Origin of the sequence: Hydrogenivirga caldilitoris (assembly GCF_003664005.1) — a bacterium.
Lineage (GTDB): Bacteria > Aquificota > Aquificia > Aquificales > Aquificaceae > Hydrogenivirga > Hydrogenivirga caldilitoris.
In genome coordinates this window covers 1,398,712-1,414,873 of sequence record NZ_RCCJ01000001.1, presented here as the reverse complement: position 1 = coordinate 1,414,873, position 16,162 = coordinate 1,398,712, and the positions used below count along the sequence as shown (strand labels likewise).

The window sequence follows — 16,162 nt, the reverse complement described above, 5'->3', positions numbered from 1 at the left end:
TATTTTAAAGGTAAGCTCTGTCAAAGAACAGGCTCAGACTAAGGGATAGCTTCCTCCTTACTTTAAGAAGTTTTCTATCGTCTTTTTTAAGCTTATCCCAGTTCATATAAAGGTCTCTTCTTGTTTCTATCTGTATCCAGGGTTTTCGTTTTAGCCCGTAGGTTCTGGTTATGTAGCCTCCTGCAAAGGGTAAGTTTATAGTGACTTCCTTGTCAGGAAGCTCAAAGACTTCCATCAGACATTTTTTCAGAAGCTCAGTTAAGTCTCTTGGACATGCCCTACCGTGGGCGTCTCCTAAACAAAAGGCTGGTCTCTTCCCCTTGTCTGGTGCTATCTTGGGTGCTACAGGAGCCATTGAGTGGCAATCAAAGGCTATAAGTACTTCCTCTTTATCCAGTTCCTCCTGAATTCTCCTGTGGTAAGGGTAGTAATACTTTCTGAGAAGCTCCTCCATTAGCTCCCTGCTGGGAAACGTCCTGTATACTCGCTTTCCGAAAGCGGTCTCTGTCTTTAAAACACCATCTGGGTTCTCCGGTGGTAGGTCGTTGGGCGCCCTGTTTACATCAACTATGGCTCTGGCAACTTTCATAACAACCTTTGAAATAGCATCAAGGTCGTAAAGCTCTTGAGTGAAAGGGTCTCCATCTTCAAGGAGGTCTTCGGGTGATAAGATTAAAAGGTTTTCAACTTCCTTGGGAACCTCCGTCCCTCCGTGGGGTATGGACAGAAGGCAAGGAAACATCAAAACCCCTCCGCAGTACCATCTCTTCTTGGGTCTGCAACCCCTTGGAATGTTCCCCTCCTCGTCTTGAGGATAGCCTGTATTGAGCCAAAGAAGAAGGAGTCCTTTATCCTTACCCTGTAACCCTCTCTTTTAAGGTAACTTAGGACCTCTTCATCAAAGCCATCTTCCTCAACGCTTACCAGTCCTCCAAGGGAGGAGTGAATTCTCTTCTCGCCTACTGCTTTGTCTATGGACATGCCCACATCAACTATGTTTATAAGAAACTGGGTGAGGACAGAGAATATCCGCTCGCTTCCTGGGCTTCCCATTACAAGCCATGGTTTATCTCCTAAGAATACGATTGTCGGTGCAACGCTTGCCCAGGGTATGGAGTTGGGTCTAAGGTAGTAGGGGTGGTCAACCTTTTCGTATTCATAGTCCATAAGGTAGTTGTTATAAAGGAATCCGAGACCTTCGGCGGCGGCTTTGCTACCGTAAACCCGCTCTATGGACTGGGTGAGGCTCACCACCATACCCTTAGAATCCATAACTGACAGGTGGGTGGTCTCCCCTTTGAACTCGTCGTAAGTTTCATGTATAGGGAGGTGTATCTCTATTGAACTCATTATCTTCTTTACAACCTTCCTGGCGTACTCTTTACTGAGCATCCTTCTGGGGGAGAGCTGAGGATACAGGTTAGGGTCGTAAGGTCTTCCGGTCCACTCTCGGATAGCTTCCCTTATGACCTCAATGAGCAGGTGAACCTTAGGTATCTTCTCCCTGTGAAGCTCGTCGGGTGGGACAGAATCAAACATGTGAAGGGCGTATATCAAGGGTCTACCCGCTCCGGGAGGAGGCATGCTGACCACCTTGAGTCCCCTGAAACTCCCTACAACAGGCTTTCTCTCTATGGGAAGGGGTATGAGAGCGAGGTCATCATACCTAAGGAGTCCCCCGTTCTCCCTCATATCCGCATCTATGACCTTTGCGGGCTTGCCCTGGTAAAAGTACTCAAATCCGTTTGCAGCTATATCTTCTAAAAGTTTCCCAAGGTCAGGCTGTTTGAATATATCACCTGGCTTGTAAGGTTTCCCGTCCTTCAGAAAGTACCTTCCGCCGGAAAAGGACTCCACCTTTTTGAAGTTTTCAAGTTCCCTGAGTTGAAGACGATGCTGGAGCTCCGTTATGGGATAGCCCTCGTAGGCAACCCTTATGGCGTGCTCACAGATAAGACTCCAGGGTAGTGAGCCGTACTTTCTGTGAACGTAACCTAAAACCGCGAGCGTGCTCGGTACGGTTGTAGCCCTGTAACCCACCTCTCTATCCTCTCTGTATATTGCATTCACATGAGCTAAGGAAGGTGCCCTTGAAGAGCCGTCTATCGCTATAACCTTCTTTCCCGTATATATCAGCATCATCGTTTGACCGCCTATTCCGCTCGCCTGAGGTTCACAGACCGATAGAGCCAACGCTGCAGCGCAAGCGGCATCAACGGCGTTCCCTCCAGCTCTGAGCATCTCAACCCCGGCCTTGGTTGCCTCTGGGTGTGCTGTTGAAACCATACAGTTTTCAGCTTCGGTAAATTTGCCGTTCCCCGAAGGACTGAATCCACCCTCTATACTTTCAAGGTCAAGCATCTACACCGTACCTCCTCAGGGCCACTTTAAGTATTTCGTTTATAAATTCCTCGTAGGTGTAGCCTGTTGTCTGAGCTGCAAGGAAAAAGGAGGCATTCCTGGAGAGATGAGCCATTGAGTTTACCTCTAGGAAGTAGAGTTCACCGTCCTTATCCATCCTAATATCAAACCTTGCGTAATCCCTCAACTTCAGGGCACGGAAGGCTTTTTTAGAGAGCCTTGCGATCTCATCAATGGTTTCTTCTTCAAGGGGTGCAGGGCAGAGCCTTCTGTAAGAGGTTTTTAACTTGGCTTCATGGGTGTATATACCGAAAGCGGTGTCTCCAAAATCTATCTCTGTGATTGGTAGCTCTTTGAGCTCTTCGCCGTTTCCTATTAAGCCTATATTGAATTCCCTACCTTCTATAAACCTTTCTATAAGTGCATCCTGGTGGAAGTTCTCAATTACGTTGTAAACAGCCTCCTCAAGTTCAGCCCTATTCCACACGAGATGGATACCGAATGAGCTTGCCTCCATTCTTGGTTTCACTATAAGGGGAAAGTAAAGCTCACTGGGCAAGTCTTCAATTTTTGATACTACCCAAAATTCGGGGGTCGGTATTCCCCATGTCTGGAATATCAGCTTGGTTGCAACCTTATCCAGAGCTAACGAGTGTCCGAGTGGTCCTGACCCTGTGTACATGATACCCAAGAGTTCAAGAACCCCCGGTATGTGGGAATACCTGCATTCCCCCTGTATCCCATAGGCGAGGTTGAAAACCGCGGTACTATCAGACCCATGCTCTTTTACGAAAGACAATAGGTTTTCAAAGAGTGAGAGGTTCGCATCAAAGACCTCTACCTTATGTCCATTAAACCTGAGAGCTTCAGCTATTTCCTCTACAACCTTCCTTGTGTACCTTTCCTTCGTGGGAACGCTTCTGAGCTTGAAGACTCCCGAAAAGTCCTCGTTGAAAACAACAGCTACATTCATATGCGTATTATACACTCAGGGTGGAGCTTCAAATAGTAAGCTCCTCCAAGTCTCCCAATGGGTCTGTAGAAGCTGTAATTAACCCTTCCCTCCTCATCTACAAGTCCATCCTGAACCTTTATAAGGACCACTTCCCCCAGAATCAGGTGCATATCGTAAACCTTCTCGTGCCTGAAGAGCCTGCACTCAAAACTTACCTTTGCTTCCTTTATCCTGGGCGCTTTAATTAGTATGCTGTCTTCTGGGGTCAACCCTGCCATCTCAAACTCATCTACCTCCGGCGGGAATCCCTCCGAAGTGGTAAGCATATTCTCAAAGAGGTCTTCGGTGACCATATTCACAACGAACTCTCCCGTATCAAGGATGTTCTTCACCGTATCCTTCGGAGTTCCGTCGTCCCTGTCACTCACCGATATCATAAGGACCGGCGGCTCGTCGTTCACGGCGTTGAAGAAACTGAAAGGAGCTATGTTCCTCACGCCCTCCTTACTTACGGTGGAGACCCAGCCTATGGGTCTCGGAACTATAAGACCTAAGACAAGTCTGAAAAGGGTGTCTCCGTCCGTTTTCCCTACAACGAACTCCATCTTCAGAAGCTCATCAGGTAGAAGAGGGGGCTGTAGGAGTTCAAAACTTTCAGCTCTTCTATCTCACCGCCCAAAACCTTCTGTAGTAAGGTCTTTTCTTCAGGAACGAAGAACTCCCGTGCCTTTGGAACTCCTGCAAGCTCCTTAGCCTTCTCAACCGCATCTTCCAGACCGCCAACCTCATCAACTAAACCGAGCTCCTTAGCCTTCTCACCTGTCATAACCCTTCCGTCTGCGACCTCTCTGAGCTTATCCTCGCTTATCTTCTTACCTCTGTACTTCAGGATTGCCTGAATAAACTGCTCGTAGGCTTCGTTTATAGTCTCCTGAAGGTACTTCTTTTCCTCAGGTGTTAGCTCTCTAAAGGGATTTAAAGTATCCTTGAACTTACCCGTTTTTATGGCTGTTGCCTTAACTCCTATCTTCTCCATCAGCTCCTTGTAAGCCACGTGCTGGATTATCACACCTATGCTTCCCGTTATTGTTCCCGGATTGGCGAAGATGTAATCCGCCGGAGCGGAGACGTAGTAACCCCCAGAAGCGGCGACGTTACCCATAGAAACAACCACCGGCTTACCTTCCGCTCTGAACCTCTCTATTGCCCTGTATATCTCCTGAGAGGCTCCAACCGAACCGCCAGGGCTGTCAACCCTTATGACCAGAGCCTTGACGCTCTTATCCTTTCTAAGTTTTTCAATCTTCTTTACCGTAGGCAGGGGATTCACTATAACACCAGCTATCTTTACTATTGCCACCCTGTCCCCTACAGGGATTCTGGAAAGTACAGCAGTAAGCATGATAGCAATTATAAGTAATAGTCCCAGCAGGAGGATAAGCTTTTTCATGGTTGTATATTTTAAACTGCTGAGGAGGTTTGGTTTCACATGGATGGTGATACCCTTCAAAAGGTCTTCTTGTCAGCCCTGGTGCTCTTCGCTTCCTTTATCCTTGCCTCTTTGGTAAAGGGAAGGGTTTACTCCCTGAAGGAGAGGTTCGGCAGTGAGAAGCTCAGCGTTCTGAGCCTCATATCTAACTTTCTCTATGTTACTGTGGTCTCAATAGGTCTCATAACGTCTCTCGGGATGCTGGGTGTGAACGTGAGTGCTCTTATTGCAGGTCTTGGTCTTACAGGTTTCGCCCTCGGTTTTGCCCTGAAGGATATAATCTCTAACCTTCTCTCTGGAATCCTTATAATCCTCTATAACCCCTTCAAGATAGGTGATGTGATAAAGGTTGGTGGGTACGAGGGAAAGGTGGTTGAGGTGAACTTCCGCTACACGGTGATTGAAAGAGAGGGAGAGGTTATCCTCATTCCTAACTCAACCATGTTCACAAACATAATCGCTGTAAAGAAGGAATGATATATTTTCCTTATGTTTGGAATAGTCAAGAAAAAGGGTATAGATAGGTTAATAGATGTTCTTGGTAAGGAAAAGGTTAACACCTCACTGGTGGAGAGAAAATTGTATTCCTACGATGCTACCCCCATCCCCATAGAAAGGGCGGTTCCGTCGGCTGTGATTTTTCCAGAAAATAGAGAGGATGTGATAAAACTCGTAGAGGTGTGCTACGAAGAGGATATTCCCATCTTTCCAAGGGGTGCTGGCTCTGGTCTCACAGGAGGGGCTGTCCCTACAACTGAAAGGGGTGTTGTTGTGTCCTTTGAAAAGATGACCAGATTCGTGGTTGATGTGGACAATGCAACCGCCAGAGTCCAGCCGGGAGTTGTCACCTATGAGTTTCAGGAGCATGTTGAGAAACTGGGGCTCTTTTATCCTCCTGACCCCTCCTCCTTCAAGTACTCAACCATCGGAGGGAACATAGCGGAGAACGCTGGAGGTCCCAGGTGTCTGAAGTACGGTGTAACGAGGGAGTACGTCTTAGGTATTGAGGCTGTCATAAAGGAAGGAAAGGTTCTTAAGACGGGAAACCCCATACTCAAGGACGTTGCGGGGTACGACATAACAAAGCTCTTCGTCGGTTCGGAGGGAACTCTCGGACTCCTTACGGAGGCGACACTCAAGCTTATCCCTAAGCCTCAGGCGAGGGCAACAGCTCTGGCGCTCTTTGACGACCTTGAGACGGTGGGCAGAGCAGTTACGAAGATAATGACCTCTGGTATATTCCCTTCCGCTTTAGAGTTCATGGACAGGGATGCCATAAGAGCCGTTGAGGACTACAAACCTGTAGGACTTCCGAAAGACGTGGAGGCACTCCTCCTGATTGAGGTGGACGGTTCAAAGACTGCGGTGAGGGAGCAGATAGAGGAGGTGAAGCAGCTGCTCACCGGTATGGGTATAGAGGTAAGGGTCGCTTCCGACGAGAGAGAAGCCGAGAAGCTCTGGACCGCAAGGAAGAATCTGGGACCTGCTTTAGGGAACCTCAGGAGCGGTAAGATAAACGAGGATATAGTCTTTCCGAGGACATACCTCGCCGAAGCCCTTCCAAAACTCAGGGAGATAGCCAAGAAGTACGACCTCCTGATGGTGGTCTTCGGACACATAGGGGACGGGAACCTTCACGTAAATTTCCTTTACGATAAAGCCAACAGGGAAGAGGAGGAGAGAGCCGAAAAGGCTGTGGATGAGGTCTTTGAGCTCGCCCTCTCCTATCATGGCTCCATAACGGGAGAGCACGGCGTGGGTCTTACCAAGAAGAAGTTTTTAAAGTGGCAGTTTGGAGATACGGGCTACGAGCTGTTAAGAGGAATAAAGCTTTTATTTGACCCCAAGAACCTGTTTAATCCCGGAAAGGTCATAGAGATTTAGGATCTTCTGAGTATTAGTTTGTTTATGCTCTCCTTAAGCTTGGCGGTTCTCTCCTCAACCACTTCGTAAACGAGCTCAAGGGTTACCTTTCCTTCCTCTATCATGCTTTAAAGTTTAGCTCCTCTTAACAACCTCTTCAAGCAGGAAGAGCTTAACCTCCCGCTCCTGATAACCTTAATATCCCCGCCGGTGAGTTTCAGAATCGTGGAGGGTTTCCCCTCTATCTTACAGCCGTCCACGTAAAGGGATACGCTGTCCCCGAAGTATTTAATGGCTTCCTCTATCGTACTTGCCGGAGGCTTTCCCTCAAGGTTTGCGCTCGGAGCCACAACGGGTCTTCCGAAATCCCTGAGGAGGTCCACGATAAACCCCCTCCTCGGACATCTGACCGCTACTGTTTGACCACCGAGCCAGTGGTAGAGGTTCTTCCTTTTTTTAAGGACGAGGGTAAGACCGGGAACGGCAAGAAGCTTCATAGTCCTTCTGTCCGCCTCAAGACCGAGCTTTCTGACCCAGAACACATCGGGAACGAGGACTAAGAAAGGTCTTCCGGAGGGTCTCCTCAGTCTTTTGAGTCTCTGAACGGCTTCGTAGTTTAAAGCGTCGGCGAGAATACCGTATATGGTATCCGTTGGTGCAACTACGAACTCACCCTCAGAGAGAACTTCCGAGGCTAAGCGGACCGCTTCAGGACTTTTTGAGCTTACTCTTCGCATACTCCATGAGTCCGCCTGCCCTGAGGATTGCCTGAAGCTCCTCGGGGAACTTTGTAGCCTTATACTCCTTTCCTGTGGTCAGGTTCCTGACAATTCCCTTCTCTAAATCAACCTCTACTTCGTCCCCGTGGTTTATCTCGTCAACCGCTTCGGGAGCCTCCACTATGGGGAGACCTATGTTTATCGCGTTCCTGAAGAATATCCTCGCGAAGGACTTGGCTATCACAACAGGAACACCGGCGAACTTTATGGCAATGGGAGCGTGCTCCCTTGAAGAGCCTGAGCCGAAGTTCCTTCCCGCCACGATAATGTCCCCTTCTTTGTGTTCCTTTGCAAACTCCGGGTGCTCCGAGTCCTCCATAACGTGCTTGGCGAGCTCGTAAGGGTCGGAGGTGTTGAGATACCTCGCCGGAATTATCTGGTCGGTGTCAACGTTATCTCCAAACTTCCAGACCTTTCCCCTTATAACCGTTCTCATACAGAAAGTATAGCACAGGGATTAAGTTCTAAAAAGGAGGTGGGAGCTATGAGGGGAATTTTAATGGGAGTTCTGCTTATCCTGTCGGTTGTTTTTTCTCAGGAGAGAGCGAAGTTCGTTCAGACAGAGTATCAGGCACCCTTCAGGGCGGTTGTTGAGTTCTACTTTGATGAACCGGAGAAGATAAGACCCGCCCTGGAATGGGTCTCCAACATAATCTACGTCCTTTCCAGGGAACCCTACAACTTCACTCCGGGAGAGGACATAGACGTGGTGGTGATAGTTCACGGAACGGAGATAGCTACTCTCGTGAAGAAGAACAGGGAAAAGTACAGGGACATCTGGGAAAGGATTGAAGGAATGGAGATGTACGGGGTGAAGTTCAAGGTCTGCGCCATGGCGGCGGAGCTCATATACGGCTATAAACCCGAGGACTTTCCTCCCTTCGTGGAGCTCGTTCCTTCAGCTATAACCGAGCTTTTACACTGGCAGCACAGGGGGTACGCCCTGCTCATACCCAGAGTTTATGAGAGAAGAAAGACAATTGAGGAGATAAGATAACCTTTGCAAAATTGCAAATCTCAAAGCCTTGTTTTTCAAGCGTTTGGATTTTATGCAAATTTAAACCCTTGATACAAAAAGACTTGACAAATTTACCCTTATATGACTATAATCTCTATTGAAAAATTTTGAGAGGAGGGTATGCTATGAAAAAGAGCTACTTAGCAGCAGCAGCCATACTGGGTGCGGCAGTTTTTGCAGGTCAGGCACATGCGGTCAAGATTGACCTCGGTGAGGGCAAGTCCTTCAACATGGGCTTCAGGGCTAAGATTCATGGAACTTACATGGGCAAGAGGGATGACAACGACAAGGCTGACCTTGCACTGAGCGTTCCAAACTCCAGGATATACGCAAAGGGTTCTATATCCAAGATATTCAAGTGGGGATGGCAGGGAGATTTTGCTGGTAGCATAAAAGACAATGATGGAGATACTATTGGGTTTGGTGTTTTCAAAATAGTTGATGCCTTCATTATGCTTGACTTTGCCAAGGAAGCTAAAGTGTATGCCGGCTTCATAAAGCTTCCCTTTGAACTTCACTCCGGTATACAGTCAGGATGGTCTTTCATCATGCCTACTGGACCTAATTACGGACTTGCAAACCAGCCCTTTACAAACCCTGCGGCTGACGGAGAGAGGGCTGCTGGTTCAGGTTCGCGTGCTGCACAGCTCGGTGTATGGGGTAAGGTTGCAGACGGCATGTTCAAGTACTACCTCTACCTGGTTGACGCAAGGGACGAAGATTCTACAAACGAAGCAAAAACCGGATACGGTGTGAGGGTTGAGTTCGCTCCTACCATGGCAGGGTATAAAGGTCACCCCGGCTACGTTCTCAAGGAAACTTACCTTGGGAAGCAGAACACTCTGACGGTGGGTCTTGCCTACTTTACCGAGAAGACCGGTGGCAATAACAACAAGTCCCTCGGTATTGATGCCCTCTGGGAGCAGAACTTCGGTGCTGTCACTCCCAACATAAACGTCGGTTACGTTAAGCATGAAAACTTCCGTGGGGTTGACGGTAGAGATAGGAGCGGTTGGATAGTTCAGGGACAGCTTCTCTTCAATCAGGACACGATACTTGGAAAGCCCGCAATAGGTGTGAGATGGGCTCAGTCTAACAAGGACGATGATGCTCCCGTAACCTTTGAGAAGTCCAGCGTTATAGGTGTTACCGGTCAGCTCTATGTCAAGGGAGTCGGAAACAGGATAGCCCTCTCCATAGACAGGGTGAAGGATGACAACCAGAGTGCACCCAATAAGGACTCCTGGACCGACGTAACCCTCGCCTTCTGGTACAACTTCTAACTCCTAACTCCGAAAACTCCCAGCCCCGCCCCGTGCGGGGCTTTTTTATTTCTGTACAGTTGACCGCCCTTCAGTGTTGATGGGGTGAGTAATTCACCTTAATACCCAGCCTGTCAACAAGCTCAGAGGGGTCCTTGGTCTGGAGAGCTAAAAGGGAAGCAACCACAAGCTCCTGAAATTCCACCGGTTCCTCGGGTTTTGCCTCCAGGCTGATACTCCCTCCCCTTTCAACAAGCTCCTTCAGGGCTCCGTAGAGTTTAGCATCAAACTCGGAGCTTCGTTTTGGCTTGAGCTGCTGTGCAATCTCCCTTTTGACCTGTTCCACCTCTTTACCTGTTATCTGCGCTTCCTTTCTCAGGAGTCTTTCCCTCAGACCGAGGTCTGAAAGGGTAAGGCTTCCTCCTTTGAGTGTAACAACGCTCAGCTTCTGGGCAAGGTAGTTGACGTCCTCCCCTCCGTTTTCGGTAACGGCTCTTATCAACTCCCTGTCAACACCCGAAAGGTTCAGGCTGAGCTCAAGTCTGAAGGCTCCAGGCACCTCTATCCTTACCTTCCTTATCAGAAGCTCCCCGCTGTCCGCATAAAAGCTGAAGGACAGCATGGCGTTGATGTACACCTCCTCGTAGCCGAGCTCTCTGAGCTGTCTTTCAAACTTCTCAAACTCCGGGTCCTCCCCCCTTATGCCCGTTATTGATAGCTCAAGGTCTGTGTCCGTAAACTTGGTTATCAGAACCCTTGCAGCGTGGCTTGTACCTCCCTTTGTCCTTATCCTCAGGTCTCTGACCTCGGTTGTCCCTTTGAGGAGGGAGTAGCTAACCTTTGAGTAGGAAGCCTGTTCCTTGAGTCCAACCTTTGCGAGGAGTTCCTTTACCTCCTCCTCTGCCTTTTTGCTGGCGTAAACCTGCACCGCTCCAACGGAGAAGAGAACAAGGAGTATAGCTCCGAAAACCACAAGAGGTAGCTTCCTCATCTCTCCGCTTCGGGCTCCTCAGGTTCCATTATAAGTTATACTTTTCTCCATGAAAGAGTTCTGGGTATGGATTGAGCCTTACGATAAGAAGCTCGTGACCACAGCCCTTGAATCCGGTGCCACGGCGATAGTGGTTCCAGACGAAAAGAGAGCTGAAGAGGTCAAGAAGCTTGCGAGGACAAGGGTTATATCCCCCAAGGGAGACCTCAAGCTGGGTGAAGAGGTGGTTTACGTGAAGATTGAGGGCAAAGAGGACGAGGAGAAAGCTGCAAAGTATCCACCCAATGTCAAAGTGATAGTGGAAACCACAGACTGGACTGTCATCCCCCTTGAGAACCTCATAGCCCAGAGGGAGGAGCTCTACGCTGTCGTTAAGAACGCCCATGAGGCTGAGGTTGCCCTCCAGACCCTTGAGAGGGGTGTGAAAGGTGTGGTTTTAAAGACTCAGGATATTAATGAGATAAAGAGGGTCGGCAGGCTGATAGAGGAGTCCGAAGAGAAACTACCGCTGGTCACGGTGAAGGTGACGAGGATACTTCCCCTCGGTCTTGGTGACAGGGTCTGTGTGGACACCACTTCCCTTATGGTTCGGGGAGAGGGTATGCTCGTGGGGAACTCCTCAGGGGGTATGTTCCTGGTTCATGCGGAGACTGAGGAGAACCCCTACGTTGCCGCAAGACCGTTCAGAGTTAACGCGGGAGCTGTTCACATGTATGTGAGGGTGCCCGGAAACAGAACCAAGTATCTGTGTGAGCTGAGTGCTGGCGACCAGGTCATGGTCTATAACTACAAGGGAGAGGGAAGGGTAGTTTACGTGGGCAGGTCTAAGGTTGAGAGGAGACCGATGCTCCTCATAGAGGCGAAGTATGAGAACAGAAAGCTGAGCTGCATACTTCAGAACGCGGAAACTATAAGGCTCACAAAGCCTGACGGGACACCGATATCCGTTGCAGAGCTTAAAGAGGGTGATGAGGTTTTGGGCTACATAGAGGAAGCCGGAAGGCATTTTGGTATGAAGGTGGAGGAGAGCATAATAGAGAAGTAGGGAGGTCAGAGCCATGAGGTTCTTGCTCTTCTTTTTAACAATCTTTGTTTCCCTTTCCTTTTCCCAGGAGGTTTTAAAACTTGGAGCTGCCATTTCTTTTTCGGGTAAGTATGCTAAGGAAGGTGAGCTCCTTAAAAGGGGCTACGAGCTCTGGAAAGACAGGGTAAACTCCCAGGGCGGTGTAAAGATAGGCGATAAGAGCTACAGGGTGGATATAATCTACTACGACGACCAGAGCGACCCGAAGACAACGGCGAAGCTCGTTGAGAAGCTCATAACCGAAGACGGAGTGAGTTTTATCCTTGGACCCTACGGAAGTTCCCAGGTGTTTGCCGCTGCGGGTGTAGTGGAAAAGTACAGAGCTCTTATGGTTCAAGGGGGAGGAGCCTCTTCAAAGATATACAAACAGGGATACAAACACGTCTTTGGTGTATTCAACGTAGCCCCTGACTACGGAAAAAACCTTATAGACCTTGCCCTGAGTCTGGAACCAAAACCCAGAACCGTAGCCATAGTTTACGAGAAGGATATCTTCTCTGAGGATGCTGCTACAGGCGCCCTTGAGGAAGCGAAGCGAAAGGGTTTAAAGGTGGTTCTCTTTGAAAGCTACCCGAAAGGAAGCCAGGACCTCTCCTCTCTGATGCTAAAGGTTAGGTTGAGTAACCCGGATGTGGTCATAGGGGCAGGACACTTTAAGGACTCCGTACTTGTTGTTAAACAGCTAAAGCAGTTCAAGATAAACCCGAAGTTTTTAGGGCTAACCGTAGGTCCTCCTGTGCCGGCTTTTGTGGAAGCTCTCGGTAAGGATGCGGAGCACATATTCGGACCCGTTCAGTGGACTAAAGCTTTCTCTTACAGAGACCCGCTCTTTGGAAGCACGAGGGGATACGTTGAGGCATACAGAGAGAAGTACGGTGAGGACCCCGAATACCACGCTGCCGGTGGAACTGCTGCAGCCCTTGTTCTCCAGCTTGCTCTTGAAAAGGCAGGCTCCCTTGAGGTGGATAAGGTCAGAAGTGCCCTCCTGAGCATGAGGGAAGAGACCTTTTACGGTGTCATAGGCTTTGACGAAACTGGAAAGATAGTTACCAAACCCATGGCTGTCATTCAAATACAAAATGGAAAGCCCGTTACCGTATACCCGTTCCAGGAGGCTAAGCCTGTCTATCCTAAACCTGAATGGGATTGATGGGGATACTCCCTCAGCTGATTGTTGAGTCCATACTCTTGGGCTCCTTTTACGCCTTTATGTCTCTGGGTTTTTCCCTAACCTGGGGAGTTCTCAACATACTTAACCTCGCTTACGGCAGCTATATAGTCATCGGTTCTTACCTTGCCTACGTTCTCCACCTGTGGTTGGGTTTAGACCCCCTTTTATCACTCCCTGTTAGCTTTGGTGTTGGACTCCTCTTTGGAGTTGCTATCCAGAGGTTTCTCTTCCAGAGGCTGATGGGTTTTGAACCCTTCATGGTTTTGATACTCACCTTCGGTCTTGACATACTCCTTTCCCATACCCTTAACCTTTTCTTCAGGGCGGACATCCGCTCCATAGATGTGCCCTACGCTGAGGGTAGCTGGTTCATCGGAAACCTTATTCTCTCTGAGGTTAAGCTAATGGTCTTTTTCCTTGCTCTTACCCTTACCCTTTTCCTCTACCTTTTCTTGAAGTTCTCGTGGACGGGAAGGGCTATAAGGGCTGTTGCCCTGGACAGAGAAGGTGCCCAGCTCGTCGGTATAGAACCGGTAAAGGTGTTCCTTGTAGCTTCCGGTATAGGTACTGGGATAGCCTTTTCCTCGGGGAACCTTTACGGACTTCTTCAGGGATTCACGCCCTTTGACGGTGGTTTCTTGACGGTAAAGGCTTTTCTTGTAAGCATAATTGGGGGGCTCGGGAGGGTTGAGAGCGCCCTTGTAGGAGGGATTTTTCTGGGCTTTATAGAGGTTTTTGTATCCTTTTATGCAGGGGAGAGCTGGAAGCTCTTTGCCTCCCTTCTGGTCATGATTGTGGTTCTCCTTTTCAAGCCGAGAGGTTTCTTTGGTGGGAAATACTATGGAGAGGTCTGAGAAGCTTTTGCTGAGCTTTTTTGCATTGCTGTTACTTCTTCCCTTTCCATTGAGTTTATTGGAAAATTCTCTTCCGTCAGGTTATATCCTTAGAATCTTAAGCTCTGCTCTGTTGCTCACCTCGCTGGTTTTTGCCCAGAATATCCTCTTAGGCTACACAGGTTATCCGGCTTTTGGGGGGATAACCTTCTTTGGTGTTGGTAGTTACACTGCAGGTATCCTCTCAAAGGAGTTCGGTGCTCCCATCCTACCTTCTCTTCTTGGGAGTGGTATTGTGGCTGCCTTGATGGGTTTTGCCCTGGCTCCTGTGTTTATGAGGCTGAAGAGCCATTACTTTGCCATAGCTACCCTTGCCCTCCAGCTGGCTATGGCGGAGGTGGTTGCAAATCTTGAGTTCACAGGAGGCTCTTACGGGATAAACCTGCCTATATACAGAGGCTTTCTTGAGGGATACATCTTCTACCTTCTGTTTTTTGCGGTTGCCTTTTTTGCCTTTCTGCTGAACCTTTACGTGGACAGGTCAGTCTTCGGTTACGCCCTTAAGGCTATAAGGGAAGATGAGATTGCCGCCGAGAGTCTGGGTGTCAATACCCTCCTGTTCAAGAGTGTGTCCTTCACCCTGATGTCTTTTGTTACCGGGCTTGCAGGTGGGGTTTATGCCCACTGGATTACTTACATAGACCCGCCTTCGGTCTTTGACCCTGTTATATCGGTGAAAACCTTTGTCGCCCTCCTTCTGGGAGGTTTGGGCACAACGGTGGGACCTTTCCTTGGAGCTTTCTTCCTTGAGCTCCTTTCCGAGCTTGTATGGAGCAGGTTCCTTGAGCTCCACGGCATCGTGCTTGGCGCTCTGATAATGCTCTCTGTCTTATTGTTACCAAGAGGTCTTACAGGGGTAAGGAAATGAAATTGCTGGAGGTCAGGGACGTTCACAAGAGCTTCGGAGGCAACCACGTTCTCAAAGGTGTGAGCTTTTCTGTAGGCGAAGGAGAGGTCTTAGGGATAGTGGGACCCAACGGGTCCGGTAAAACAACCCTGCTGAATGTAATATCGGGCATACTCAGGCAGGATAGAGGTAGCCTTATCTTTGAGGGTAGGGACATAGGGTTTTTGAGACCGAGCGCAAGGGCAAAGTTAGGCATAGGGAGAACCTTTCAGGTCACCAGGCTCTTTTCAAACCTCACAGTTTTGGAAAATGTTCTTGTCCCATTACATTACGGCTCCCCCCTTCCTGCTGGTAGAAGGGTGGCGGAGGAGCTTATAGAGCTGGTAGGCTTAAGTCATAAGATTAGAGAAAAGGCAGCCTCCCTGTCCCTTGCTCAGAGAAAGAGATTAGAGCTAGCGAGAGCTCTAGCTTTAAAGCCTAAACTCCTGCTCCTTGATGAGGTCTTCGCTGGACTGAACCCCGTATCTATCAGAGAGATTGTGGAGCTCCTTGCAAGACTTAGCTCTGATAAAGGTATTACCCTTATACTTGTGGAGCACGTCCTAAAGGCTCTCTTTCAGCTTACGGGTAGAGTTCTGGTTCTCAGCGAAGGGAAGCTTATATTTGATGGTTCTCCGGAAGGTATGGTCAAGAACCCTGAGGTTATAAAGGCTTACTTGGGAGAGAGGTATGCTGGAGAAAAGGGTACTTGATGTGAAGGGACTCACCGCCGGTTACGGTGACATAGAGGTGCTCAAGGGAATAAACCTCTACGTGGAAGAAGGGGAGACTGTTGCTATCTTTGGTTCAAACGGCTCTGGGAAGAGTACCTTCTTGAGAGTCATTGCGGGTCTGTTAAGACCCTGGGGAGGCACGATAGACCTATTTGGGGAGCGCATAAACGACCTTCCCCCTTCTGATAGGGTTAGGAGGGGACTGGCTCTGGCTGGTGAGGGCAGAAACCTCTTCCTTGGAATGAGCGTGGAGGAAAACCTTGTACTTGGTGGGTGGACTAAACGCCCACGTGTCAAAGAGAACCTTGAAAGGGTTTACTCCTACTTCCCAGAGCTTAAGGAGAAGAGAAAAACCCTTGCAGGAGACCTCTCGGGAGGTCAGCAACAGATGCTCTCAATAGGTAGGGCTCTTATGTCTCAGCCAAAACTCCTCATGATTGATGAGCTCTCTTTAGGTCTCGCTCCGGCGATTGTTGACAGGCTCGCCCAAATACTGCTGGATATAAAAGAGAAAGAAGGACTCTCTATACTTCTCGTGGAGCAGGAGGTATCTTTGGCTCTTGAGATTTCCAGAAGAGCCTACGTTTTTGACCTTGGTGAGGTGGTTGATGAGGGAGCTTCTAAGGAGCTGATGGAAAGGGACTCTATAAAGAGAACTTACCTGAGTATAGTTTAA

General features: G+C 48.9%; 18 protein-coding genes. 10 read left to right on the top strand and 8 right to left on the bottom strand.

Annotated features, from left to right (window positions below):
* Window positions 1-4: 4 nt before the first annotated feature.
* Genes BCF55_RS07705 through sppA form a run of 5 tightly spaced genes read right to left on the bottom strand, consistent with a single transcriptional unit; the run spans window position 5 to window position 4,766 of the window.
* On the bottom strand, window positions 5-742 hold the full coding sequence (locus BCF55_RS07705; RefSeq protein WP_121012365.1) for an N-formylglutamate amidohydrolase: 738 nt from the start codon (window positions 740-742) through the stop codon (window positions 5-7).
* Complete coding sequence (locus tag BCF55_RS07700) at window positions 742-2,361, bottom strand: gamma-glutamyltransferase family protein (protein ID WP_121012362.1); 1,620 nt, start codon at window positions 2,359-2,361, stop codon at window positions 742-744. The genes BCF55_RS07705 and BCF55_RS07700 overlap by 1 nt, the downstream gene beginning before the upstream one ends.
* Window positions 2,354-3,334, bottom strand: a complete 981-nt coding sequence (locus BCF55_RS07695; protein ID WP_121012359.1) for a D-alanine--D-alanine ligase family protein — start codon at window positions 3,332-3,334, stop codon at window positions 2,354-2,356. The genes BCF55_RS07700 and BCF55_RS07695 overlap by 8 nt, the downstream gene beginning before the upstream one ends.
* Window positions 3,331-3,921, bottom strand: a complete 591-nt coding sequence (locus tag BCF55_RS07690; RefSeq protein ID WP_121012356.1) for a flavin reductase family protein — start codon at window positions 3,919-3,921, stop codon at window positions 3,331-3,333. The genes BCF55_RS07695 and BCF55_RS07690 overlap by 4 nt, the downstream gene beginning before the upstream one ends.
* A 2-nt stretch (window positions 3,922-3,923) precedes the next feature.
* Window positions 3,924-4,766, bottom strand: coding sequence for a signal peptide peptidase SppA (gene sppA, locus BCF55_RS07685; RefSeq protein ID WP_170144772.1), 843 nt, complete (start codon window positions 4,764-4,766; stop codon window positions 3,924-3,926).
* Window positions 4,767-4,805: 39 nt separating this feature from the next.
* On the opposite strand from sppA, the gene BCF55_RS07680 reads away from it, so the two are divergent.
* Window positions 4,806-5,282, top strand: a complete 477-nt coding sequence (locus BCF55_RS07680; protein WP_121012353.1) for a mechanosensitive ion channel family protein — start codon at window positions 4,806-4,808, stop codon at window positions 5,280-5,282.
* Window positions 5,283-5,294: 12 nt separating this feature from the next.
* A complete protein-coding gene (locus tag BCF55_RS07675; RefSeq protein ID WP_121012350.1) occupies window positions 5,295-6,689 on the top strand; it encodes an FAD-binding oxidoreductase in 1,395 nt (464 codons plus the stop codon).
* A 107-nt stretch (window positions 6,690-6,796) separates the two neighbouring features.
* Here the strand turns inward: BCF55_RS07675 and BCF55_RS07670 are convergent, their stop codons facing one another.
* Window positions 6,797-7,405, bottom strand: coding sequence for an L-threonylcarbamoyladenylate synthase (locus BCF55_RS07670; protein WP_121012347.1), 609 nt, complete (start codon window positions 7,403-7,405; stop codon window positions 6,797-6,799).
* Entirely contained in the window at window positions 7,377-7,883 is a 507-nt protein-coding gene (gene leuD / locus BCF55_RS07665; RefSeq protein ID WP_121012344.1) for a 3-isopropylmalate dehydratase small subunit, read from the bottom strand. Before leuD ends, BCF55_RS07670 begins: the two co-directional genes overlap by 29 nt.
* Window positions 7,884-7,931: 48 nt before the next feature.
* On the opposite strand from leuD, the gene BCF55_RS07660 reads away from it, so the two are divergent.
* Window positions 7,932-8,444, top strand: coding sequence for a DsrE family protein (locus BCF55_RS07660; protein WP_121012339.1), 513 nt, complete (start codon window positions 7,932-7,934; stop codon window positions 8,442-8,444).
* Window positions 8,445-8,590: 146 nt separating this feature from the next.
* Window positions 8,591-9,748 carry a porin gene (locus BCF55_RS07655; protein WP_121012336.1) on the top strand — a complete coding sequence of 386 codons (1,158 nt, stop codon included), beginning with the start codon at window positions 8,591-8,593 and terminating at the stop codon, window positions 9,746-9,748.
* A gap of 70 nt (window positions 9,749-9,818) precedes the next feature.
* Here BCF55_RS07655 and BCF55_RS07650 read toward each other — a convergent pair whose 3' ends face one another.
* Entirely contained in the window at window positions 9,819-10,718 is a 900-nt protein-coding gene (locus tag BCF55_RS07650) for a hypothetical protein (protein WP_121012333.1), read from the bottom strand.
* Between the two features lie 49 nt (window positions 10,719-10,767).
* Between BCF55_RS07650 and BCF55_RS07645 the strand changes: the two genes are divergently transcribed.
* Genes BCF55_RS07645 through BCF55_RS07620 form a run of 6 tightly spaced genes read left to right on the top strand, consistent with a single transcriptional unit; the run spans window position 10,768 to window position 16,162 of the window.
* Window positions 10,768-11,763, top strand: a complete 996-nt coding sequence (locus BCF55_RS07645; protein ID WP_121012330.1) for a 3-dehydroquinate synthase II — start codon at window positions 10,768-10,770, stop codon at window positions 11,761-11,763.
* 13 nt (window positions 11,764-11,776) lie between these two features.
* A complete protein-coding gene (locus BCF55_RS07640) occupies window positions 11,777-12,952 on the top strand; it encodes an amino acid ABC transporter substrate-binding protein (RefSeq protein WP_121012327.1) in 1,176 nt (391 codons plus the stop codon).
* Window positions 12,952-13,827, top strand: a complete 876-nt coding sequence (locus BCF55_RS07635; protein ID WP_121012324.1) for a branched-chain amino acid ABC transporter permease — start codon at window positions 12,952-12,954, stop codon at window positions 13,825-13,827. Before BCF55_RS07640 ends, BCF55_RS07635 begins: the two co-directional genes overlap by 1 nt.
* The gene (locus tag BCF55_RS07630; protein ID WP_121012322.1) at window positions 13,814-14,734 is read left to right on the top strand and encodes a branched-chain amino acid ABC transporter permease; all 921 of its coding nucleotides are present in this window, start codon (window positions 13,814-13,816) and stop codon (window positions 14,732-14,734) included. The genes BCF55_RS07635 and BCF55_RS07630 overlap by 14 nt, the downstream gene beginning before the upstream one ends.
* Window positions 14,731-15,465 carry an ABC transporter ATP-binding protein gene (locus tag BCF55_RS07625; RefSeq protein ID WP_121012319.1) on the top strand — a complete coding sequence of 245 codons (735 nt, stop codon included), beginning with the start codon at window positions 14,731-14,733 and terminating at the stop codon, window positions 15,463-15,465. The genes BCF55_RS07630 and BCF55_RS07625 overlap by 4 nt, the downstream gene beginning before the upstream one ends.
* Window positions 15,443-16,162: an ABC transporter ATP-binding protein gene (locus tag BCF55_RS07620; protein WP_170144770.1), complete on the top strand. Its 720-nt coding sequence runs from the start codon at window positions 15,443-15,445 to the stop codon at window positions 16,160-16,162. Before BCF55_RS07625 ends, BCF55_RS07620 begins: the two co-directional genes overlap by 23 nt.

Coding starts and splice junctions, on each gene's coding strand:
- BCF55_RS07705 (WP_121012365.1), bottom strand. CDS start 742: ATGTTTCCTTGCCTTCTGTCCATACCCCACGGAGGGACGGAGGTTCCC.
- BCF55_RS07700 (WP_121012362.1), bottom strand. CDS start 2,361: ATGCTTGACCTTGAAAGTATAGAGGGTGGATTCAGTCCTTCGGGGAAC.
- BCF55_RS07695 (WP_121012359.1), bottom strand. CDS start 3,334: ATGAATGTAGCTGTTGTTTTCAACGAGGACTTTTCGGGAGTCTTCAAG.
- BCF55_RS07690 (WP_121012356.1), bottom strand. CDS start 3,921: ATGGAGTTCGTTGTAGGGAAAACGGACGGAGACACCCTTTTCAGACTT.
- sppA (WP_170144772.1), bottom strand. CDS start 4,766: ATGAAAAAGCTTATCCTCCTGCTGGGACTATTACTTATAATTGCTATC.
- BCF55_RS07680 (WP_121012353.1), top strand. CDS start 4,806: ATGGATGGTGATACCCTTCAAAAGGTCTTCTTGTCAGCCCTGGTGCTC.
- BCF55_RS07675 (WP_121012350.1), top strand. CDS start 5,295: ATGTTTGGAATAGTCAAGAAAAAGGGTATAGATAGGTTAATAGATGTT.
- BCF55_RS07670 (WP_121012347.1), bottom strand. CDS start 7,405: ATGCGAAGAGTAAGCTCAAAAAGTCCTGAAGCGGTCCGCTTAGCCTCG.
- leuD (WP_121012344.1), bottom strand. CDS start 7,883: ATGAGAACGGTTATAAGGGGAAAGGTCTGGAAGTTTGGAGATAACGTT.
- BCF55_RS07660 (WP_121012339.1), top strand. CDS start 7,932: ATGAGGGGAATTTTAATGGGAGTTCTGCTTATCCTGTCGGTTGTTTTT.
- BCF55_RS07655 (WP_121012336.1), top strand. CDS start 8,591: ATGAAAAAGAGCTACTTAGCAGCAGCAGCCATACTGGGTGCGGCAGTT.
- BCF55_RS07650 (WP_121012333.1), bottom strand. CDS start 10,718: ATGAGGAAGCTACCTCTTGTGGTTTTCGGAGCTATACTCCTTGTTCTC.
- BCF55_RS07645 (WP_121012330.1), top strand. CDS start 10,768: ATGAAAGAGTTCTGGGTATGGATTGAGCCTTACGATAAGAAGCTCGTG.
- BCF55_RS07640 (WP_121012327.1), top strand. CDS start 11,777: ATGAGGTTCTTGCTCTTCTTTTTAACAATCTTTGTTTCCCTTTCCTTT.
- BCF55_RS07635 (WP_121012324.1), top strand. CDS start 12,952: ATGGGGATACTCCCTCAGCTGATTGTTGAGTCCATACTCTTGGGCTCC.
- BCF55_RS07630 (WP_121012322.1), top strand. CDS start 13,814: ATGGAGAGGTCTGAGAAGCTTTTGCTGAGCTTTTTTGCATTGCTGTTA.
- BCF55_RS07625 (WP_121012319.1), top strand. CDS start 14,731: ATGAAATTGCTGGAGGTCAGGGACGTTCACAAGAGCTTCGGAGGCAAC.
- BCF55_RS07620 (WP_170144770.1), top strand. CDS start 15,443: ATGCTGGAGAAAAGGGTACTTGATGTGAAGGGACTCACCGCCGGTTAC.